Below are 21,805 nucleotides of genomic sequence, written 5' to 3'. Positions count from 1 at the left end.
AGTTCGGTCGAAGATTAATTTCAATGTATGGTTGGTTTTTGTTCGTTCCACATAGGATTATTTTGATTTGGGGTACACAGTGACATCTCGATTTCCATGGGCCTTTCCGGCCTATGGTTCATTTCAGGTCACCGTCGTTTCTCCCGGACCATATTATATAATTCCCATCCTAAAAGCACAGCAACTTCCAATATGACATGAGTCTGATTCAGACTAGTTCTTTAGCCATGATAGGAGGGTAAGGACCACAGGAGAGGACGTGGTGCATTCTGGCGCCAGATATCTCATGGACGCCTAAGATCCCATCGAAGGGTTTACCCGTGGGGAATATAAATTTAGCGTACAGATCGTGTTTCTGCCTGTGGTGGCAGGAAATGAAGCCATCATGCCTGAATTTTTGGAGGATCGTCGCTCTGATGTTTTCTCGAACATCGCCGACATCCGTAATTTGTTCAACGCCAGGCTCCCGCTCAATTGAAAGGCTACGCTGAATACATTGGGACGCTTCCTCATCAATTGCACCTTTGGATTAGGAAGGTTTTTCGATCATGCCACTCCATTAGGAATGCCACAACTGACGGAGGATTTCTAACAAACGCTCGGACATGACAGACTACAACCCGGCGACCATCTCATGCTTCCCATTTTCGGACCTTCATCGATGAGAGAGACCGCCGGGCACCTGACCGGTTCCGCTGCCGGTTTTTCTATTTGTACACCCCATTGCATTTCAATCATGCCCTCGAACGCAGTGCCCCCATACTCTGACCTGGTTGGTGAATACGAGGCACCAGATAAATTTTCGCTCTAACGAAACCGGGGCTCCGTTCGAATATGATCTGATTCGGTTTCTATACACCAAAAAATGGAAACTGAATATTGCAAAGTCGATGGGCATTTGTCCCTTTGCGGGTTCATCACATTCCTTGTATGATGCCTCCATGATACTTCGATTGCCGGATAGGGATAACCTTACGAATCTTGGTCGGGCGTTTCTGCTGCTGTTTCTTTTGGGTTATGGAGGGGGCAGTGCAAGAGCCTATGGAGATTCTCCGAACGGCGAACTCGTGGATCTCACGGGAGGAGTCATTCCATTGCTCTCCTATGATTCCGGAGGAAGCTTTTTTGGAGGAGGCGAATTAAATTCAGGAGGAAGTCTTTCCTCTCGAGGCGACGTCCGTTATGTGGTTCGAGTGAAAAATCAGACCGGTGATCCCATCGAAGCCGACTCCCTGATCCTCGTCGTTGACAAAATTCAAGAAATGGCACGGCTCCGCGATGTGACCACCAGCCTTGATATAAGAGGAACCGATGGGAATACTGAAGATGGGAAACCGTATTTTCGGGTTCCTGTTGATGGCCAGACAGAACTCCCCCCATACGGGGAAAGTGAATCCTTCCCCATCGAAATCAAAAACCCGGACCTTCTTCGCTTATACCCTCCGGTCTTACGGGTGAGAGGAATCCGAAAGACCGCTTCTCATGCATTTCAAGGTGCGCTCCAAAACCTGATCCAGGAAGGTGTCGTAACCTCCGAAGAAGCGGAAAAGGCCATGGACCAATCACAATAGAAAAAACGTTCGGAAGATACGTGGGCGATGAAATTCCGCATGACGCAAGAAGGGATGAGAATAGTGGATAAAGTGGAAAGACGTATTCAGGCCATGATAACCAGCATATTCAGTGTGACGTTCTTCTTCATGGCAGGAATGGGAACGGGGCTGGCTTCAAACGTAGAAAACCCGAATGAATCAAATCCCATAAGCGGGCATTCTATTTCTCTTGAAGAAATCACGTCCGCAGATGTCATGGCCCGTGTTCAGATGCTTCGGGATACCCTGGAATTGATCCGGTTTGAAATGGGAAAACCACTGGTAACCCCGTCCGATGCCATCGTCACCAATGTCCACTCCCATGAAGCCTATTTCCAAGCTCTGACCCTCTATCATAAAGCTGATCGTCTCGCTTTGGAACTCACCGGGAGCACAGGATTTCCACTGGAGCCCATTTCGCTTTCTGCTCTTGCGCCTTTGCATATCTGGAAAATGGTGAACGCGAGCTACATTCGAATTCTGACCATCAAAGAGGAATTAGGTCTGAAGGAAAAAATCCCGGAACGCCCCGAAGATTCCTCGACAAGTCTGACAGAAATCGGACGCGCCATTGTACAAGCCAACCGGCAACTCAACCTACTGCAGGAGCGCCATTTCTCACCCAGTGATGTATCGCAACAAGTGCTTCTGGCCAGTCAGTACGCTAAACGTTTGCTGGACCGGTTTCCCCCATCAAACGTGCCTTTAGAGACTTCCCCTTTAGTGAGGGGCAAACAGCCGGCCGATGTATTCCTTCGCTTGGTTCAATGCTATGCCATTCTGGAGGAAATTGCGCAACGGTCCCGCATTCCGGTGCTTCACCTTGATCTGCCTGCCGCACATAATGTGGGCATTTCGCGGCAATTATACCCAAGCGACGTCTATGATATGGCTACACTCCTGGTCTCGGATCTCGCCTTTTTTTATACACAACTGAAAAAACACGACTCTCTAAAGCCCATTCCCTATCCGGGACGAACCTTCCCTTCCCTGGTTTACCAGCAAGCTACCGTCCTACTTCATCAGTTGAAATCACTGGAAAAGTTAGTGACAGACGATCCAGAATGGCTTTCCAGATAGAGAAGAAACATTTTATCTCAACCATTTTTACCATCACCTTCATGTTACCAACGCATACCTAACACCACACCCTCAGCCCAGCATGCAGCACCATTCCCGGGCAAAAGCCGGTGCCACATAGTAACCCATCTGAGATACGACGACGGCAGCCGTGTTTTTCAGCATTATGGCTGCGAGCAACCCTACGCCTGGCTCTGTGCATCACGACAGGCTGCCATCCAGGCGGCACCAGGGGAGAAGGGTGCGGCTTCGCACGACGACCCACCAGAAAACCCGTGGAGCAGCAAAGAGAACCACGACCGGCATCGACGGCGACAGGCCCAGGGATAAACCAGTCCCTGCTTCAAAAGTCGCTATCACGGGGAACAGAGATTTAATTTGCAGAGCCGCACCCTTCCGATGATTGGATATGCTCCGTCACTCATGTTGAGTGGATCCTGTCGTAAGAAGTGATCGTATGGTTCCGGCCTCATAAAAATGAACAGTCTATTGAATCCAATCGGGATGGGATTGCACCTGTCTTTGTAAAACCTGCAATTGAGCCAGGAGTCCACCAACCTGTTGATACACATGGGAAGGCAGGATAGGACCATGAAGTCTGACCGGTTGGGGGTGAGCCTTATGAGAAAGATGGGCATGGAGATATGCGAGTTCAGAAATGACCAGGGTGCCTAAATCATAGACATCATTTGACTGAATGTCGGGACGATCAAGATTCTGAGGGGCCAGCGTTAACATTTGAATATTGGAGGCCCTGGCGATGCTTCCTAACACCATATAGCAATCAATGAGATGGTCATAGCTATTCCATGACTTGCGACCGCGTTCAAGCGGTGGGAGAGGAGCAGACGCGGGAGCATTAGGAAATTGACGCAAGAGGTGCGTGGTGTATTCAATTCCCAGGCGGATTAATTCTGCAGCATCCCTCGGAGAAAATTGATGCATCAGTAAAAGATTGAGTTGGGTATTCGCCAATCCAATAACAAAAAAGACTTGATTGGGGGAAGTTTCAACATCGGCCAAAGCTTCACTATTAGTCAGGGGGAGCCCCAGTTGCTGCTTAAGAAACAGGATTCGATGAAGAGAGGTATCGATCATTTTCCAGACATGAAATGGACGGATATCGCCAGGGTCTTCTTCTGTTCCAATGCGTTCCGGTTCTTCGGTGAGTTCCGTGACCAACCTCGCCACTTTTTGATTAAGGGTTTTGGCTTGAAAGAACACCTCATGCGGAGTCGCATTTTCAACCAGGAGACCTACTTCCCGACTCTTGGGTTGCCCCATTTCAAAACGAATGTCGTCCAGTTCTTTCCGTACCAGTTCGACGCGTGCGAACACATCAGCCGGGGTGATGGATTCAATTGAAAGTTCATGACCACTCACGGGAGGAGGGGTTGTGATGACCTTGGTCATTCCAAGACTTGTCATGGGAAAACTCAGTAAAACACCAACAATCACTCCGACTTTGAGAATGTGTAAGGTCTGAATGGGAAACTGCATTAGTTGTTGCCTTTTGTGAAAGCCCACATCTTTCCCGTCGAGCCTGCTTGAGGGATTCGCTGGGCTACTGTTGTCCTTGTTGTTTTTCTTAAAAGACCATTTTACATTGAACATGCTTATGCCAACATTTTCGGCACTCCCTTCCAACTTCAATCCCCATCCGGCAGGATGACAGTCCCAATAACACCTGCTTCCTGGCCTTATCCTGCCTTGTTATAGCACGGACAGAGTGGGACGAGATCTTTCCACCACGATCTGAGATTATTTTGCTTTCTTACGAATGCCTTCAAAGATTTCTTCGAAATAGGGCCCCATCAACCCACGAGCGACTGGATGCTTCGCCTTGGATCCGAACCCTGCCACACCATCGGTGGAAATACGATAGAGGGAAACCAACAGCGAGCCATCTTTCGTGGGAAGTGCCCCTCCAATTGACTGCAAGCCGTTATATTCGTGGCTGGCATAAAAGTGTCGGTCAACCACCACATACGCATCGCCCTCATTGAATAACATGCGATGGCTCAAGATCAATGTCGGACGGCTAAACACCTCAACATTGGCCCAGTTAAACCGGGTCTCGAGTTGCTTGGCCTGAATGGCTGGATATTTGAGTAAGATTTGATAAAAAGAGGGAAAGTATTTGGCGACAAGTTTTGCCTCATTGGTGGCGAGAAGAAGATCCTGACTCAACTGAAACACCTCTTCCTTCCCCCGAGAGTAGGAAGGGATGCCTGACAAACCCTTTTCGCGATAGGCTTGGTACCGGGCCAGCAATTGTTCCCGCACCAGTGTTTCAACTTGAGCGAGGGATCCGCCTTTAGCCTTGAGGGCTTGAAACGCGGAAATTTCCTTCGTGTCCAGATTCAACGTATCGCCCGGTTCAGCTTCGAGGTAGCGTTTCGCTTCTTTTTCCCCATTGGGCTGTAATTTCACTCCTGCCAAGTCACTCACTGTCGCCTTGTCAGGAATCTCGCCGAACGCAGTCACCGCGCCGACAAGCTTAAATACGACGGCCTCTCGCCAGAGCGGAAGTAAATTTTCAGGGGTTTTCGGCACTAACAAAACGGCTCCCAGCGCCAGTTCCCGATCTGAGCCTTCCTCTGTCGTAAAACGCACAATCTCTCCATCGAGGACACCCTTTTGCTCACCCTCGGAAAGAGGCAAAGTCTTGAGCAATTCCTCGGCGGTAGGAACGGCCATCGCAGGACTGGCGAAGGCCACCAGGATCAAACAGAGACTTACCATGGTCGCGAACCCAGATTTCAAAAACCCTCTTTTAACCCAAGGTAATGCTAAAGAACGACTCACACCAGATGAAATCCACATAGTTATTTCACCTCTCCTGATAAAAAACCATTGATGAAAATACACCTGTCATTCGTTTTTGAAGGTTAGTGACACGATTGCTAGAGAGCAAACATCTATGCCATTGGAGTGGTTAAGCATTGTACCCGCAAAAAACTCTCAAGAGGCTTCAGAAAGAATAGTTGCCTCTTCCCGGTTTACAGAACCCGATGATCACTTCCGACATTTTGATTTGTCTTTCCTTTTTATTCTCCAACTAATTGTGTCAATATTACAGCAAATTTTCCTGGAAGATTCCAGATTGGAACAACAAAGTAGTCGTAAACAGACATTAAAAAAGCATTCCACCCTTTCTTCTGAAGAATGGGGATTTTTCAAAACTTGTCTTTGGGGTCCGGCTGAACCCTGGAGGGAAGTACAATAGCACCAAAAATATGGACATGGTAAGGAGGAATTGAGGATGGGGCTCCAATCCAAAATGGCCGACCTGGGTCGGTTGCACGAAATCATCAGAGCATTCAGTGTCGCAGGATTCGGGGATATATTTAAAAAAATGGGGCTTGAAGCCGCAGCGGAACAAACAGGCAAGATTATGGGGTGGCAATATGCAGAGGACATTGCCCACCTTGAACGTCCTCAGCGTATACGGAAACTCTTTGAAGTACTCGGGCCAACATTTGTCAAACTTGGTCAAATCCTGGCCACTCGCCCTGACCTGTTCGGACCTGAGTGGATCAGTGAATTTGAAAAACTTCAATCGCAGGCACCACAACTGGACTTCGAGGAGCTTCGCCCTCAGATCGAGGAAGATTTGGGAGCGCCACTTGAAGACCTCTTCGCAGAGGTGGACACCAAACCACTGGCTGCCGCTTCCATGGCCCAGGTTCACCGGGCCACGTTGAAAGACGGAACGAAAGTCGTACTCAAAATTCAACGCCCTGGAATCCGGGAGAAGATCGAAGCCGATATGCGTCTATTAACCCACGTGGCCTCGTTAGCAGAAAATAACGTTTCGGAACTCGCCACCTATCATCCTCAAAAAGTTGTTCAGCAATTCGTGAAATCATTGCAGAATGAACTGAACTTCATGACGGAAGGACAGAATGCGGAGCAAGTCTCGGCCAACTTTGAGGACAATGACCAGGTCGTGATTCCCAAAATTTACTGGGAATGGACAAAGGAACGCATTAGCGTGCAGGAATTTGTGGAGGGGATTCCCGGCGTGAATATTCAGGCCATCGATCAAGCAAGGATGGACCGCAAACGCCTTGCCCGGACGGGGGCCAATGCCGTGCTCAAAATGATTATGGTTGATGGATTATTCCATGCGGATCCGCACCCAGGAAATTTTTTCATTTTGCCGGGTGAACGTATTGCCTTCATTGACTTTGGCATGGTTGGACGCGTCTCTGAAATCAGACGGCAACAAATCATGAGACTGTTGCAGGCATTGTTGCAAAATGACGCCGAAGGCCTCTGCTCAATCCTTTTACAATGGTCTGAGCGGGAAGGAGAAGACCCGGGCGACCTCTTGGTACCTGTTGATGAATTTCTGGGCAAGTATTCCGGGAGATCCATGGAACATTTGGATTTGTCGGTCATGGTGGGAGACCTGTTAGCATTGATCCGGAATAACAAGCTTACCATGCCTCCCGATCAGGCTATGCTGCTCAAGGTTTTTGTGTCACTGGAAGGGGCGTTTAAGAAGCTTGATCCTGGTTTTGACATGATGGCCGCAATACAGCCCACCCTTCAAGAGGCTGTACTCAACCAGTTGTCTCCTAAAGCCCTCGGGAAACGCGGTCTCAAAGTTCTCATACAATATTTAGAGTTATTCGCTGACATACCCAAGGAGATACGCCGGGGAATCTATACCGTCAAAACCGGCAATCTGAAATTTTGTATAGAACTGACTCAACTTGATGAACTCAAACACGTGCTCATACGAGCTGTCAGTCGGCTGGCAGTGGCTGCGATAACCTCAGCTCTGGTCATCGGAACCTCGATTGTTATGGCTCTTTCCAAGGGCCCGATCATCGGGGGGATCAATATCTACCAAATTTTTGGGGTTGGAGCCATCATCGGTGGAGTCTTTATCCTCCTTGCCATGATGCGGGACAAAACCTGGAAAAAAAATCTCAAGGAGTGAAGCTCCCCTCCGCAAGCTGAGGGCTATCCCGGGCTGTTTTAATGAAATAGGGTTGAGAACTTAAAGCTTGGCTGGCTGCGACGCTGGCAGCCAAGGAGCCTGAGAAGACATCATCATCACATTTCCCGAACCACTCTTCCTTCACATCAACGACTCATCCTACGATACTCCAAGCCCAGCTGAACTCAGGCTGAGAGGATGCGGGATAAATACAATGCTTCGCCATATGATCCTGCTGAAACGGCCTATTCTCATGGTAATCTCTGGAAAAATATTTATCGATTTGGAGAAAGATTGTTAAAGTTTCCCAGATGGACTAACCCCTTAGTGTGCACGTCATTTAAGGGTAAGTTTCAGCCGTGACAATACCGTAATCTTCCACGCTCGGTATACCCACGCCACGGAAGCCCATCCACGTTGAGATCAAAAGGCTTCAGCTCAATTCCGAAACCGGATAATCGGGAATCGCCTTTCCGTGCGGCCATCGCAATGCCGATACCCAAAGCCAGAACAAGGGCACGGTGACCGGCCTTGTGGTCACGGCGCCGGCATCCCAGGCCAATCCTAGGACCTTGGTCAGATCCGGATCAGAGGCTCCAGAGAACGTCAAGGCGAGCATAGGAGTCAGGGACCCGTAGATAAACGGTTTGAGACTCCAGCCATACAAGAACCGCATGGTGCCGATGGCGGCCGCTAAGCCCACACTGAACCCGATCCAGCACAAAGTTTTCAGACCAGTCATTCAGCATACAGATAGGCGGCCTTCTCATCCACGACATTCTGCCCGGCCACTTTCAATGCCCCGATAGCCGGATCGGCAAAGAGGACACCTATTCCAAGAAGAAGGGTGATGACGAATACCAATGGTAAAGGTGATTTTTCGGGTAAGCGATGGCCGATGATGGTGCCAAACGGGATGAGTCGCGCTTGAGCCCCTCCATGAAAAACATTCATTCAACTATCACGGCAAACACGCCGCTCATGATCACCATGGAGTTCTGGACCAGTTGGCGCAAAATCAAAATCTGGAACAACGCCAAATACAGCACCGGGAGAATAACCGATTTGACCTGTTCCATGAATCGAACCGAGACATAGGGGCGTAGGAGTTTGAAAATTTCTTTCTCACCAGCCCACTGATCTACAAGCCTCCCCTTTCTATTGAAAATGCCTTGAATCATCTGGCAGAGTTGGCGGCGCTTCGGCCTTTCAGTGGTTTTGATGAATTATAGAGGATAGATGAAAATAAAAGGGATAGGTATGCGCAAGGTTGTTCAGCTTTTTTTGACAGTCATCATGGCATGGGGCTTGACGGGAATCAGTCATGCCCAGAAGGTCATGTATGATTATCCTGGCCTGAATCCCTATGCGGCAACCGTTGCGGAAACGCCGATCGCCTTGAGAGCTGAGCTTCCAAAGAAAATCCCCGTGAAGGATTTTGAACTGAAGGTATTCCTGGATCATAAGGTCCCTCACGTCCTCTGGTATGACGAGAAACTGCGATATTCCCTGGTTAACCAGAACAAGCCCGCTCCGTTAATCTTTGTCATCGCCGGGACCGGGGCAGGCTATAATTCCGGAAAAATGAAGGTCTTGCAGCATGCCTTTTTTCAAGCCGGCTTCCATGTTCTGTCGCTGTCTTCCCCAACCCATCCAAATTTCATCGTCTCGGCCTCCAGCACCGGAATGCCCGGCCATCTTCTAGAGGATTCACAAGACTTGTATCGTGTCATGCGGTTGGCCTGGCTGGAACATCAAAGCGATGTTCAAGTCACCGAATTCCATCTCACCGGGTACAGCCTGGGCGCAGCCCAGGCGGCCTTTGTGTCAAAGCTGGATGAAGAACAAGGAGACTTTCATTTTAAAAAGGTGCTCATGATCAACCCGCCGGTCAGCTTGTATACTTCGACCTCTATCCTGGATGACATGTTGGCTAATAATATTCCCGGAGTCGCGGATACGTTTCCGGAATTTTTTGACAAGGTGTTTCATGCGTTTTCGGAAGTGTATCGGAAGGGTGACTTCGTCAATTTCTCAGGGGATTTTTTGTATACCGCCTATCAGGATCGGCAACCTGCCGAAGCAGTCATGGCAGCGCTCATCGGGACTTCGTTCCGTCTTTCTTCAGCAAATATGATCTTTACGTCGGACGTGTTTACCAATTCCGGCTATATCAAACCGAAAAATCTGGTCCTTTCTACGACCGATTCCTTGACCGACTACTATAAAGTGTCTGCTCGTGTGACGTTTCTAGATTATTTCCGTGAAATGTTCTACCCGTTTTTTAAAACCAAATATCCCAAGCTCACTGAACAGAGCCTCATCGAAAACCTGAGCCTGACCGGCCTGGAAGATTATCTGAAACATTCCAACAAAATCGGATTATTACATAACGCGGATGATTTCATTCTGGGTGAGGGTGAACTGGATTATTTATTGGCGGTGTTTGGCCCCCGGGCTAAAATTTATCCACGAGGAGGGCATTGCGGCAATCTTGCACACCATGCCACCCTGGCCTACATCGTTGAATACTTCAACAATCCCGAATCTCCCCAAATCCTCCGGAACAATCCAAACCCGGTTCCGGTCCTCGCTACTCCGGTAAGTTTCCGCATGAAGGAGCCACCGCTAATGCAATCGGCTCCAGGCTCCAATAGCACACAAAGCACAAATTACGAAAACTATCCAGAACTTCGCGATCAACTCAATCGACAGTTTCTGGTCTTGGAACGAAGAATACAAGAGTCCCAGGACTCTCTTGAGGGAACAGGGGTCATGACGGCTGCGTCTAAACCCTCCCAGACGGACCCCACACTTCTCATACCTGGCGGCAAGATTCCTGTTGCTGAAACGGGGGTCATTGAACCGGCCCGGCGCCCGATTCAGGAGGTGGTGCATCCCGGGGAACGCTTTGTGATTCATGTCTATGATCCAATAGAAGGATTCAACCGGTCGATATACAAATTCAATGCGAAATTCGATGAATATGTGTTCCTACCTGTCGTCGAAGGATATGAAGCCGTCATGCCGGATTTTTTCGAGGATCGTCTTTCAAATTTTTTCTCGAACATCGCCGACCTTCGTAACCTGTTGAATTCCATTCTTCAACTCAAAGGGGAGGTCACACTCAACACCCTGTCACGGATTCTGATCAATAGCACGTTCGGCCTCGGGGGATTCTTTGATCATGCCACTCCATTAGGTATCCACCAACAGACAGAAGATTTCGGGCAAACACTCGGATATTACGGCCTGAATCCCGGCCCCTACCTGGTCCTCCCCATTTTCGGACCATCTTCCATTCGTGATACCACCGGCTTACTGGCAGATGCGGCGGCCCGTTACTTTTACCTCTATACACCCGTAAATTTTAACAACCATATTGATCGAAGTTCCGCCGCAACTCTGGTGTGGGCCGTGGATATACGCCACAACTTGCGCTTTCGCTACTACCAGACTGGCTCTCCTTTCGAGTATGATCTGGTCCGGTTCCTCCACACGAAAGTACGCCAGTTAGAAATCGAGAAGTAGGGAGCCAACAAGTGTCTTGCCGGCTTATCCCCTATGCGATGATCTGGCAACATTGGAGAGGCCCATGGGTATACGACGATTCAAATTCCATTCCCTATCCGGGCCGGTCGTTCCCTTCTCATGTCGACCAGCAAGCAACTCTGCTCTGCATCAGTTGAAGGCATTGGAACAATTAGTCGCAAACGACCCAGATTGGAGATCACGATAGAGAATGGACATTTTTCTTACAATACTTCATCCATACTCCTTCAAAGATATTGCTCCTCTTCACGCCAAAGGTTCATTGGGTTTGTTCCGGAACATCTGCCATCACTGACCTTCAACCCTCGATACGATCGAACGTATCCACCAAAGGGATTCCCATGGAGTACATGCCGCATGCTGCACATGGGATGGTTAGATCCTGAATGGCCAACTCTCAACCTCCAACCAGCTGCCCTCCTTTCCTGAGAAATATGCACGGAGCAGGCATTCGGGTCATTGAACTTCACCAGAATATTCCCATATCGTAATGATGCTCTCCCCTGAAGTTCGAATTTTTGCCGTGGCGGGAAAACTAACGAATGACATAATCCGAACGGACGAAGGGATTAGGGTGAATCGCTTGTTGGAACGGCCGACACACGCACTGGTTGCCCTTTTCCCACTACCAAACGGATTCATCTTTCGAGTATGATCGTATCCACTTTCTTCATACCAACATTACGGAAATTCGAAGTTGAAAAATAATTCCCCCGGATCTGACGATACTTCAAACCCGATGGGAGTGATTTTCTTGAAGTGTCCATCCTCTTGCTCAAAGAAGACATTCTCTTACGAGAGAGTCGTCACAACAGGGCTATTCGTCCACATCGTAAAGGATTTTGGGGCAGGAGATTCTTTCATTGGAGAGAGACGACCAATGCCCACATTTCTTCCCCCAGACGCTTCATCCCTTTCCTTACGCTCTCAGAAGCTGAGGCCAATTCCTCCCCTTTTGGCTTGCCTCTTTGTGTTGTGGATCATGATCGTCAGTGTGGGTCCTCTGCCGGCTTTGGCTCAAGTGTTTCCTCTTCTGGAAGAAAAGTCACAGGGAGAATTCGAGGATGAAATGGCCCTTCCACCGATTCTGATTCCCACCGCGCCCGTGATACTTGATGGGGAAACACTCTTCCAGGTACGCGGCGTGTCGGCCTTACCCGCAGAGGAACGCGCCCAAAGGATTCTTGAGCGTATTGATGAGTTTGGCTCCGATTTGAGTCGGTCAACTCAATCCCTGCGACTGGTTGACGAAAAAGGGGTCACCATGATTTTCGCGGGCGATCAACCATTAACCGGTGTGACCAATGCCGACGGCCGGCTGGAAGGCGGAGTGGAGCGTGAAGTCTTGGCTCGGGTCCACCTTAAACGGATCGCGGAAGCCGTGGAAACGCACAGGGAGAACCGCAAACCCATCAACATCTTCATTCACATTGCTTTCTCCTTGCTGGCCACCGCTATTCTTGCGTCTGCCTGGTGGGGCACTCGATGGGTTCTCCAAAGGCTGGATGCCATAATCGAGCGACGATACAAAGAACAAGTTAAGGATTTAAAGGTTCAAAAGGTGATTATCCTTCAGGCCCATCAACTGTGGGCCGGACTTCGTGGAAGCCTGCACGGAATCAGAGCATTCCTGCTCTTTTTGCTGGTGTATGCGTATCTCAATTTTGTGTTCCGTCAGTTCCCGTGGACCGCCTACATGGGCAAGCAGTTGTTCAATATCCTCCTCGATCCTATTCGGGTGATTGTGAGGGGATTTCTTTCCTCATTTCCCAGCCTGGTTTTTCTCGTCATTCTGGTCGTCTTACTTCGATACCTTCTGAAGTTGGGAAAATTAATTTTTGCCAATCTGGCCATCGGAAAGGTGACATGGCCTGGGTTCGATCGGGAATGGGCCTGGCCCACCTACCGGATTTTCCGGACACTGGTGATCGCCTTTGGGATTGTGGTGGGGTATCCCTACATACCCGGATCCACCTCCGAGGCCTTTAAAGGGGTCACGATTTTCCTCGGGGTACTTTTGTCGCTCGGGTCCTCCTCGATTATCGGCAATATCCTGGCCGGATATACACTGGTCTACCGGCGGGCATTCCAGGAAGGGGACCGTATCAAGGTCAATGAAATTCTCGGTGATGTCATGGAAAGGAGAATTCTGACGACTCGGCTTCGATCGTTGAAAAACGAAGAAATCATTGTGCCCAACTCGGAAATTCTGAACAGCCACGTGACCAACTATACCGCTGCCGCCAGAGAGAAGGGTCTCATCCTTCATACCACAGTTGGAATCGGATACGAGACCCCATGGAGGCAGGTCGAGGCGATGCTGCTTGAGGCCGCCGACCGGACTTCCGGATTGTTGAAAGATCCCCGGCCCTTCGTCCTGGAACTCGCCTTGGGCGATTTCTGCGTCACCTATGAACTCAACGTCTACTGCGACCGGCCGTTTTATATGATGGATCTGTATACGGGTCTCAACCAGAATATTCTCGATGCGTTTAACGAACATGGTGTGCAAATCATGACACCCGCTTATATGGCGGACACCGAACAACCCAAAATTGTCCCAAAGGACCAATGGTACACCCCGCCCGCCAAACCACCAGAAAATACACAGGCCGAGTTGTCGCCTGAGCCCGCACCAAAAACCGTCCGGTCAGAAAAACCCGTCTAGAAACAGCCGGAAATTCCCTCATCACACGATTGATGAATGCGATCATCCTTCTTGATTCTGAATGTTCATTAGATGGCCCAAAAGACTTCAGTCCCCACAGAGTAACGGGGTTTATGCTCCCGAGCAGATTTGATTCTCCGCTGGGCTTAGAGGATAGTCTTCGGAGGGGGTCCTCCTCTCCACATCTCACAAGAAAAGAAAACGAACGCCAGGATCAAAAAAAAACCGGATTGGCTTGGACCCATCATCATTTGTCTTCATTTAATTGGATTACCGTGAAACTAATCGGAGGATTTGCGGGGACTTGAGAAGATTCCTTTGATCCTCCCCCATAAGCCGCCTTTGATCTCATCAAGAGCCTGAGCGGTTTGCTGTCGGCCCTTCAGGGCTTCAACACAGGGATTTTGATTCATCGTACCCACAGTGGTTCCCGCTATCTGTGGAATCGCAATGATCCATCCCAGGGGATTCACCAAACCCAGCAATCCCCACCCTCCGCTTTCGGCAATCCGCAATTTATCGCTTGACACATCCGGATCCGTAAGCGGACCGGTGATGCGGACCGTGTGAGCCAGACTGAATAAACTGGGGTCTTTGGGCCGTGGGGTCAGGAGCAGGTCCATGGTTTCGTCGGCCAAATCCAATTTTCCGATGCCCGCGACAGTAAGACGATGAGAGTCGATGAGGATATCCTCACTTTTTACCACTCCCTCTTCGATATCAAAATACCCGACCGTACAATTCAATTTAGTCACCGATTCACTTTTCCAGGCGGTGGTTAAAGCTGTCGTGATCAAATCAGCCGCCCACAAATCGATATATTTTGTGGCCAATTCAAGGGGACCATCGACCAACTCAAAATGTCCACTCGCTTGTTCCAATACTTCATGTAACGTATCTCCCCGCCCCTTTAAGGCGAGTTTAATGGATTGAGATTGCCCCTTTACCAGATCAGAGCCTCCGAAAGATCTGGCGACGCGCTCATAATCCAAACCTTGAACATGCAGATGCACATCCAGGGTCGGAACGTATTGTGTTCCGTCGAGGATCAATTTCCCCTCGAAGGCTCCTCCCCAAAAATTTCCCGTTACCGGTTGCAGGGCAAGTAAGCCCTCCTCAAGGGCAATCTGAAATGAGGCATGGCCCAGATCTTCTTCTCCCTTTCGAAGGTGTTTGACCCCGACATCAAGCAGGAGATCAATGGCCCTGAGATCCTCAACCGGAAAAACCCCATCCGGAATCGACTTAAGTGGTAGACCCTCAGATTTTTTCGGCATGCCGATGGTATCGCGTACGATATTAACAGCCGATGATCCAATGCCCTTCACCGAGTCACCAATGGATTTCAGGGTCGATCGCTTTTGTTGCGCTGAGGAATCATCTAAAGGTTGTTTCACCGCATCCAGGACAAGATTCTCTGCGGTAAGTTTCCCATTCACTCGTGGACGAATACCTTTCGTTAAGACCGTTACATCGCCACTCATATTGCTTCCGGCTAGAGATCCTTCAAAATTGGTGACGTGGTATCCCACGGAAGATTTCGTTACGAGGCCGGATATTTCCAGCGGACCGGCATCAGGCAAATCAGATGTCGCCATGAAGTCCAGATCTCTCAAATTATCTCCTTTTACATGTATCTGGAACGAAAATTTCTCGCCTGGATGAGGAAGAGCCACATAGCCGCTCAGCTCAGCCATGGCACGTGGCACATCTGCCCGGATGTTTACCGGCCAAAATTCCTTGTTGTTCATGAGGTCACTCACTTGGCCTCCCGAAAAACGAAGGCGAAAAGGGGTATTTTCAAGCCGCCCTTCGGCATACAAGCGCAAAGGGCCGCCTGTTACGCTTTCGACCAAGAGGTTGGAACGCAGATCCAGAGGCTCGCCACGGTTCGTTCCTCCATGGAGACGTACCTGAAGATTATGTCCTGTGAGGGAAACCGTAGGTTGAGCCAGGAGAGTGTCAACTGTTGTGCCAACACTTGAAAATTTCGCATGCAGATTTATGACATGATCGTTTGGATTTACAAACTGTACATCAGAAAAGACATACTCATATTTGATATCGCTCAAAGTCATTTGCCCGGAAACAGAGGGAATCGGTTTGGTGGTATCCAGATCGAGCCTACCCTGAAAATTTCCGTAAGATGATTGCTGATTAAAAAGAGTCCCTTGCACATCCTTGACGGTGAGAAGGCCGGCATGAAGCTTGGCATCCACAATCAGATCTGACAACTGAAATTCTCCAATATTGGCTTGATAAATTTTTAACTTCAAATTCCCATTGGCGGTGCTAAAGGCTTCCGTAGGAATAGAGGTATCACCTGGAGTGGACAGTTCTCTGAAATTGACATGTTCTGCGTTCAATGTCCCCGTGAATTGAGGGGGATTTTTTTCTGTAGCAACCTCCAGGGTTCCTGACAGATCGCTGGTCCCGAATCGGCTTTGAAAATCATTCATGCGGTAACGAGGTCCTTCTTTGGTCACCCGGGCCTTGAAATGGTACGGACCAACTGCCGGCAGATCGGTATGAAGCTCACTCAGATTCTTGCCTTTGAGCGATACCCCTAACGTGCCGCCCATTTCCGGACGATCAGGATTCAAGGTCCCCGTTGCAGCCAGCACCGCGTCACCCCTCTGAGCGGTGAGGGAAATGGGCCAGGGCTTCCTCGGTTCGATCATTTCAATGAGAGAGCCGGTCATGAGTCGGACTCCATAGGTCTTATCCTGAAAAGTGCCTTTGCCCCGAATCTCTATGGGGCCGCCTTTTGAAATCCTCAGCGATAGCTGGGGAAAGGCAACGGGCAGTCGGTTTTCTGGAATTGATTCGGACCGAGAGATTGTGGTGCGATCCATCCGCATATCGACGTTCAACGTCGAAAGACTTTCCTGAAGAGTGGTCCCGTGCCCATCGGCCAACACGTCCAGATTGATCTGTCCGGCAATACCTTCTGGCACCCCGAACGCCTCCAACGCCTCCCCAAAATTAAAAGAGCTGAACCGGGCTTTCAACCTGGTCCGTGGTGCGGAATTTTTCAGATCAACCTCTAAATTGGCTTGCAACGTTCCTCCAAAACTTTTCATCTGAATTGGATCGAGAAGAACCTGATCTTCCTGCATGCCGGCCGTAAGAGATAACGAACCAATGTCCGTCTCACCCAGTAACAGGTTTGGGATGATCACATCCAGATCAACATCCAAAGGCATCGAGGCAGAAGATTTGAACTCCGGTTGTTCCAGAGAAGCTGCCTGTTGAGATCCGTTGGTATGTGATAAAGACGTCAAGTCATGAATCTGTAAGGAGTTAGAAGTCAATCGACCGGTCATCTTTTGACGTCCTACTCCGTTCTGTATCCGCAATTGCCCGCCAAGATCCGAGGAACCCAACGTTCCCCGGATATTATTTAAGTTGAGGACATCCGAAATCTTCACGACATTGGCAGCGATCATGAACGGGGCGGAATCGGGAAGGCCAACATTCAGAAGAGCATTTAGCGCACTCAAACGATCCCCGTTAATCTGGACCTGGAGGTCATACATCTGGTCGGAGTTCGCCCCTCCGACGCTTCCTTTGATAGATGCGGATGCGCCCGTTGTAAACAGCACGCCATCGAACGGCCAGGCTTCGGTCAGGGTGAACAGATCCATAATACGCCCGCCAATCAGCTCAATGTTGACAGGGCTATCCTGGTAGGTACCTTCAACTGAAAATTTTCTGTGCTGGTCGTCCGGGGCATTGACCACTCCCCGATGAATTGCCACGTCTGTCGTTTCCCCAGCCGGATATGACCGGTACCGAATTCGGGAACTTTCGATTGAGATCTCCCCTCTATTGGAAATAGTCATGAAGACCGACGGGGCAGCCCGGGAGACGATTCCAGGCTGGCTGTCCTTTCGGAAAGTCCAGTTGTCGAGACCTTCCGACCCTTCTTCTAAAAAAAGTTCAGCACCCTCAAGAGCAATCTTTTCAGCCTCCAAGCGACGTTGGAGAAGCGGTACCAAGGAGAGTCCGATCTCCAGGCGGTCGGCCCGGAGAAAATGTGGTTGAGAAGTCCACGGAGGATTAGACACAGAAACATGTTCCAGAATTAACCGCGGATGCAAGGAAAAAGTCAGAGAGAGAGGTCCTTCCAGGGAAACCGTTCTTCCCATGGCCGCCGAAAACCCCCGTTCAAGGGTTTCGCGATAGAGTTCGGTTTTGATAAACGGGAATAACACATAGGCAAGAACGCCACAGGTTACAAAAATGAGAGCCAGGCTGATCCAAAATTTTCGTGAGGGTCGGAACATATACCTTTCATTCTATAACATGAGGACCCCTGCAATCATTTTTATCGGGATAATCTAGATTTTGAGTGTGAGTCGAGATGAAAGCCAACCAAAAGGATGGCGCCCTACCCTCCTTTAAGAAAAGATAAACTCGAAGGAAGCTGAAATCTGCCGGAGGTCATGAGGTCCGGCGTCAAAAATTTCCCGCCGAACCGCCAAAGGATGGAAAGCGGTGGTACCCATTAGCAGGATCTGCCCGGTCGACGCGAAATACGCAGGGGTGAGGGTGGATGCTATGTTGCCGGTGGAATTTGAGCGGCTTGTCTCCTCGCTCCTGGATACCCCTGTAACTCGTCAATGGTATCAACCACCATGACCCCATGGCCAAAGTAGCCGACACGTTCCTCCAATCCTTCGGCGTGCAGGATATCGCGCACCGTTGCGTGCGGCGAAACGAGTGGAAGGCGAATCCCCATCGCTTCGAGTATCGCATGCAGGGTTGCCAGCATGCGCACACCGGTAAGATCAACGATGGGTGAAGTGGACAGATCGCATATCACCAGCTTTAACGCTCCTGTGGTGGTATCGGGGAGCTAGCCGCCCAGGATGATGAGACGCTCGAGGAAGTGCTCCTCGCCACCCTCGACTCCGAACAGCCTTGGGCAACTGGGTTAAGGCTATCGTAAGTACCGCGCCCGCCTTGCTCCCGAGCAGGATGGTTTCGCTGACCAGAGAACTCAATCGCAGCAGCTAGGCAAACACGCACATGACAGCGTCAGATTATTACCTGCGTTTTGCCCGATGACGGCACGGACAGAGTCTTGCTCAAGACGTTGCGCGAGGAAAAGGGCATCATTCGCGCGGAGAGTGTTTCCTGTCGAGGCATTGCTGCCCTTCGGGAAGCAATCACGAAAAAGGGAGGGTTACCCGAGTCAATTTTGGTGAGGATGGTAAATATCGTGGTTCCAGTGACAGAAGCCGAGACATTACTCTCCTACATATACGAAAAAGCTTGTATCGGACGTCCTGGTGGCGGCCTATTACTCTTGAGTAAGCCTGTCGTCTCGACTCCTTACTCTATTCCCAAAGATCTCCCGCTCTAAACAGTCAAAGAGCGTCTACGCTTACCACGGAACAAGGAGACCGTCCTCGTTTTCATTCAAGGGAGTGTTGAATAATAATAATTTCCAAGGGCATATTGACCCACTGGCACGTTGCATATGAGAGCCCTCCGGGCGGTTCAAAAAAGCATGCGCTGAGCCTTTCGAAGGGTTCGTCCAGTCCTGCACTGAGTCATGCCGAAGGGAAGGCCGCAGTCATTTTTGCGCGCAGAGCGTACTTCCAGTACGTGAGCACGGAAAAATGGCGAGAACGCCGCTGCCGGCTTTTTTCAAAAGCCCCAATATGTTCCGCCGACCCGCCAATGCGCCTCAGCCCCTCCTCTGTTTTAATTCCGTTAAGTGAACGTCTACCATCTCATGAAGGTCAGGAGACCAGGCCATACATGGCAATCTTGAGAAAACCTTTAAGGCGGGAGGCGGAGTAGCTAAATGCCTTATTCGGCGGAAATAAGTGGAGCATTCCATATCTTCACGGCAGGAATTCCCCGATAATAGCTCAAAACATTTAATGTGCCGGTCTGAAGGAGAAAATGCCGGCCTGCGGCGGCTGGTAGACCGAGCCATCGAGCGACCAACACTCGCAATATATGACCATGAGCAAATAGGACAACATCGCCACTCACCGTTCGGACCCTGGCTATGACACAATCGGCCCTGGCGCCGACCTCCTCGGGGGTTTCGCCACCCGGACAACCGTCGGCAAAAATTATCCAACCGGGTCTTTTTTCATCAATCTGCTTGGAGGTAAGCCCTTCATACTCTCCATAATTCCATTCAACAAGATTGCCGTCCACCTCTGCCTTCTCGCCAAATCCTGCCAACAGACATGTTTCCCGGGCACGCTGCAGAGGACTGGTGAGAACAAAGTCAAAGGAGTGATTGGCAAATAGGGGCTTGAGAAGCCTCGCCAGATTTCGACCATTTTCGGTGAGAGGCAAATCTGTGGTTCCGGTATGTTGGCCGCTCAAACTCCATTTCGTCTCTCCATGACGAATGACGTAGATTTCTTGCGGATTATCTGACATGAGTATTCCAAATGAAATTCTCGAAGAAAGAAAAAACTCTAACTTTTTGTCCTCCCCTACTGTCAACTCATGTCCCAAAAGAGAACAGTCTTAACAACTCCTTTGCCCCATTCTTCCCCATTTTTTCTTCTTAGGTTCTGAGGGACTTTAGGCTAGGATGGGCTTCGGTGTTGTAAGGAATAAGCTATCCTACACACACCTGAGTGTCGGACGCCCCTGGAGGTGTCTACACACCTGCGTCATCAAGCACCGTTGTACTTTGAACATCAAACCGCACTGCTTGAAACCATTTCACTGTATTATTATCATGAGTGCTCCAATTTGAACTCAATGGCATTTCTTTTGCTTTTTCGACTAACAAAGGCACGTGAGAGGGAATCTCATCATGAAAGACGGTAGTCTTGAAGCGACGGCGAAAGCCCTGGTAGCTGAAGGGAAAGGTATTCTGGCGGCCGATGAAACCGTCGGAACGATTACGAAACGATTTGAGTCCCTGAAGATCAGTGCAACGGAAGACAGCCGCCGAACCTACCGGGAAATGCTGGTCTCCGCCCCCGGAGTTTCGGAGTTTATTAGCGCGTGATCATGTACGACGAAACCATTCGACAAAAAGGCTCCCATGGAACTCCCCTGCCAGAAATTTGCATCAGACTGGGAATCATCCCTGGGATCAAAGTGGATACAGGGGCGAAGGATTTTGCAGGATCGCCCGGCGAAAAGTGACGGAGGGATTAGACGGCCTTCGGGACAGGTTGAGTGACTATTACAAAATGGGTGCCCGGTTTGCCAAATGGAGAGCGGTCATTCGGATTTCCGAGGGGTTACCAAGCCAAACCTGCCTGGTGGTCAATGCTCACGCGCTGGGACGCTACGCGGCTGCTCTGTCAGGAGCAGGGGCTTGTCCCGATTGTCGAACCCGAGGTGCTGATGGACGGTCCCCATACCATCGAACACTGCGGAGAGGTCACCGGTCAGGTACTCCACGCGATCTTCAACGCCCTTTATGACCAGAGAATCTCATTGGAAGGTATGCTCCTGAAACCCCACATGGTCATTTCGGGGAAGGAGTGTTCAACGCAGGCCTCGGTTCAGGATGGGGCTCAAGCTACGCTACATTGTCTGTCCCTCCATGTACCGGCCGCTGCTCCCGCGATCGTGTTCTTATCAGGCGGTCAACATGATCGCCTTGCCACCGCACATTTAAATGCCATCAATCAACTTCCCTCCACGAACCCATGGAAAATCAGCTATTCCTATGGCCGGGCTCTACAGGATCCGACGCTGGAGGCCTGGCATGGGGAAAGCCAAAACATCCAGGCCGGTCAACAGGCTCTTTATCATAGAGCCAAATGTAACAATGCTGCGTGCTTCGGGAAATACGCAGAAGAGATGGAAGCGGATTCGTCACCGAAAACTGCACCGGCACACCGTGCAGACTGGCAGAATGACTAAACCGCATTTGGACGAATCCTTTTTACCATGAAAGATTTGGAGACAAGCATCGCATGTCCGTTTTGAATGACTGTGATGGCGATTATGAGGAAA

The 21,805-nt window shown here is 49.9% G+C and carries 14 protein-coding genes and 1 pseudogene; 7 read left to right on the top strand and 8 right to left on the bottom strand.

What is annotated here, in order from left to right; translation table 11 throughout:
• The first annotated feature begins 941 nt into the window (after positions 1 to 941).
• A complete protein-coding gene (locus PJI16_04125) occupies positions 942 to 1,571 on the top strand; it encodes a hypothetical protein (protein MDT3776745.1) in 630 nt (209 codons plus the stop codon).
• Between the two features lie 39 nt (positions 1,572 to 1,610).
• Positions 1,611 to 2,672 carry a hypothetical protein gene (locus tag PJI16_04120; GenBank protein MDT3776744.1) on the top strand — a complete coding sequence of 354 codons (1,062 nt, stop codon included), beginning with the start codon at positions 1,611 to 1,613 and terminating at the stop codon, positions 2,670 to 2,672.
• Positions 2,673 to 3,158: 486 nt separating this feature from the next.
• Here PJI16_04120 and PJI16_04115 read toward each other — a convergent pair whose 3' ends face one another.
• Complete coding sequence (locus PJI16_04115) at positions 3,159 to 4,172, bottom strand: hypothetical protein (protein ID MDT3776743.1); 1,014 nt, start codon at positions 4,170 to 4,172, stop codon at positions 3,159 to 3,161.
• A 261-nt stretch (positions 4,173 to 4,433) separates the two neighbouring features.
• Positions 4,434 to 5,498, bottom strand: a complete 1,065-nt coding sequence (locus tag PJI16_04110) for a hypothetical protein (GenBank protein MDT3776742.1) — start codon at positions 5,496 to 5,498, stop codon at positions 4,434 to 4,436.
• 439 nt (positions 5,499 to 5,937) lie between these two features.
• Between PJI16_04110 and PJI16_04105 the strand changes: the two genes are divergently transcribed.
• A complete protein-coding gene (locus PJI16_04105) occupies positions 5,938 to 7,626 on the top strand; it encodes an AarF/UbiB family protein (protein MDT3776741.1) in 1,689 nt (562 codons plus the stop codon).
• Between the two features lie 433 nt (positions 7,627 to 8,059).
• Here PJI16_04105 and PJI16_04100 read toward each other — a convergent pair whose 3' ends face one another.
• Genes PJI16_04100 through PJI16_04090 form a run of 3 tightly spaced genes read right to left on the bottom strand, consistent with a single transcriptional unit; the run spans position 8,060 to position 8,705 of the window.
• Positions 8,060 to 8,368: a DUF1538 family protein gene (locus PJI16_04100; protein MDT3776740.1), complete on the bottom strand. Its 309-nt coding sequence runs from the start codon at positions 8,366 to 8,368 to the stop codon at positions 8,060 to 8,062.
• Entirely contained in the window at positions 8,365 to 8,580 is a 216-nt protein-coding gene (locus tag PJI16_04095; GenBank protein ID MDT3776739.1) for a DUF1538 family protein, read from the bottom strand. Before PJI16_04095 ends, PJI16_04100 begins: the two co-directional genes overlap by 4 nt.
• The gene (locus PJI16_04090) at positions 8,577 to 8,705 is read right to left on the bottom strand and encodes a hypothetical protein (GenBank protein MDT3776738.1); all 129 of its coding nucleotides are present in this window, start codon (positions 8,703 to 8,705) and stop codon (positions 8,577 to 8,579) included. Before PJI16_04090 ends, PJI16_04095 begins: the two co-directional genes overlap by 4 nt.
• 181 nt (positions 8,706 to 8,886) lie before the next feature.
• Between PJI16_04090 and PJI16_04085 the strand changes: the two genes are divergently transcribed.
• Complete coding sequence (locus tag PJI16_04085; protein ID MDT3776737.1) at positions 8,887 to 11,157, top strand: VacJ family lipoprotein; 2,271 nt, start codon at positions 8,887 to 8,889, stop codon at positions 11,155 to 11,157.
• Between the two features lie 901 nt (positions 11,158 to 12,058).
• Positions 12,059 to 13,846 (top strand): mechanosensitive ion channel family protein, encoded by a 1,788-nt coding sequence (locus PJI16_04080; protein ID MDT3776736.1) that lies wholly within the window; start codon positions 12,059 to 12,061, stop codon positions 13,844 to 13,846.
• A 281-nt stretch (positions 13,847 to 14,127) separates the two neighbouring features.
• On the opposite strand, the gene PJI16_04075 is transcribed toward PJI16_04080, so the two are convergent.
• Complete coding sequence (locus PJI16_04075) at positions 14,128 to 18,135, bottom strand: AsmA-like C-terminal region-containing protein (protein ID MDT3776735.1); 4,008 nt, start codon at positions 18,133 to 18,135, stop codon at positions 14,128 to 14,130.
• Between the two features lie 272 nt (positions 18,136 to 18,407).
• Positions 18,408 to 18,674: an STAS domain-containing protein gene (locus tag PJI16_04070; GenBank protein ID MDT3776734.1), complete on the bottom strand. Its 267-nt coding sequence runs from the start codon at positions 18,672 to 18,674 to the stop codon at positions 18,408 to 18,410.
• A 261-nt stretch (positions 18,675 to 18,935) separates the two neighbouring features.
• Here PJI16_04070 and PJI16_04065 point away from each other — a divergent pair, with 261 nt between their 5' ends.
• Positions 18,936 to 19,217: a hypothetical protein gene (locus PJI16_04065; protein MDT3776733.1), complete on the top strand. Its 282-nt coding sequence runs from the start codon at positions 18,936 to 18,938 to the stop codon at positions 19,215 to 19,217.
• Positions 19,218 to 19,669: 452 nt separating this feature from the next.
• On the opposite strand, the gene PJI16_04060 is transcribed toward PJI16_04065, so the two are convergent.
• On the bottom strand, positions 19,670 to 20,260 hold the full coding sequence (locus PJI16_04060; protein MDT3776732.1) for a histidine phosphatase family protein: 591 nt from the start codon (positions 20,258 to 20,260) through the stop codon (positions 19,670 to 19,672).
• Positions 20,261 to 20,645: 385 nt separating this feature from the next.
• Between PJI16_04060 and PJI16_04055 the strand changes: the two are divergent.
• Positions 20,646 to 21,712, top strand: a pseudogene (locus tag PJI16_04055) (fructose-bisphosphate aldolase class I).
• The last annotated feature ends 93 nt before the right edge of the window (positions 21,713 to 21,805 follow it).

The sequence above is a fragment of the Nitrospira sp. MA-1 genome (assembly GCA_032139905.1).
GTDB lineage: Bacteria > Nitrospirota > Nitrospiria > Nitrospirales > UBA8639 > Nitrospira_E.
This window is presented reverse-complemented; position numbering and strand designations above follow the sequence as displayed.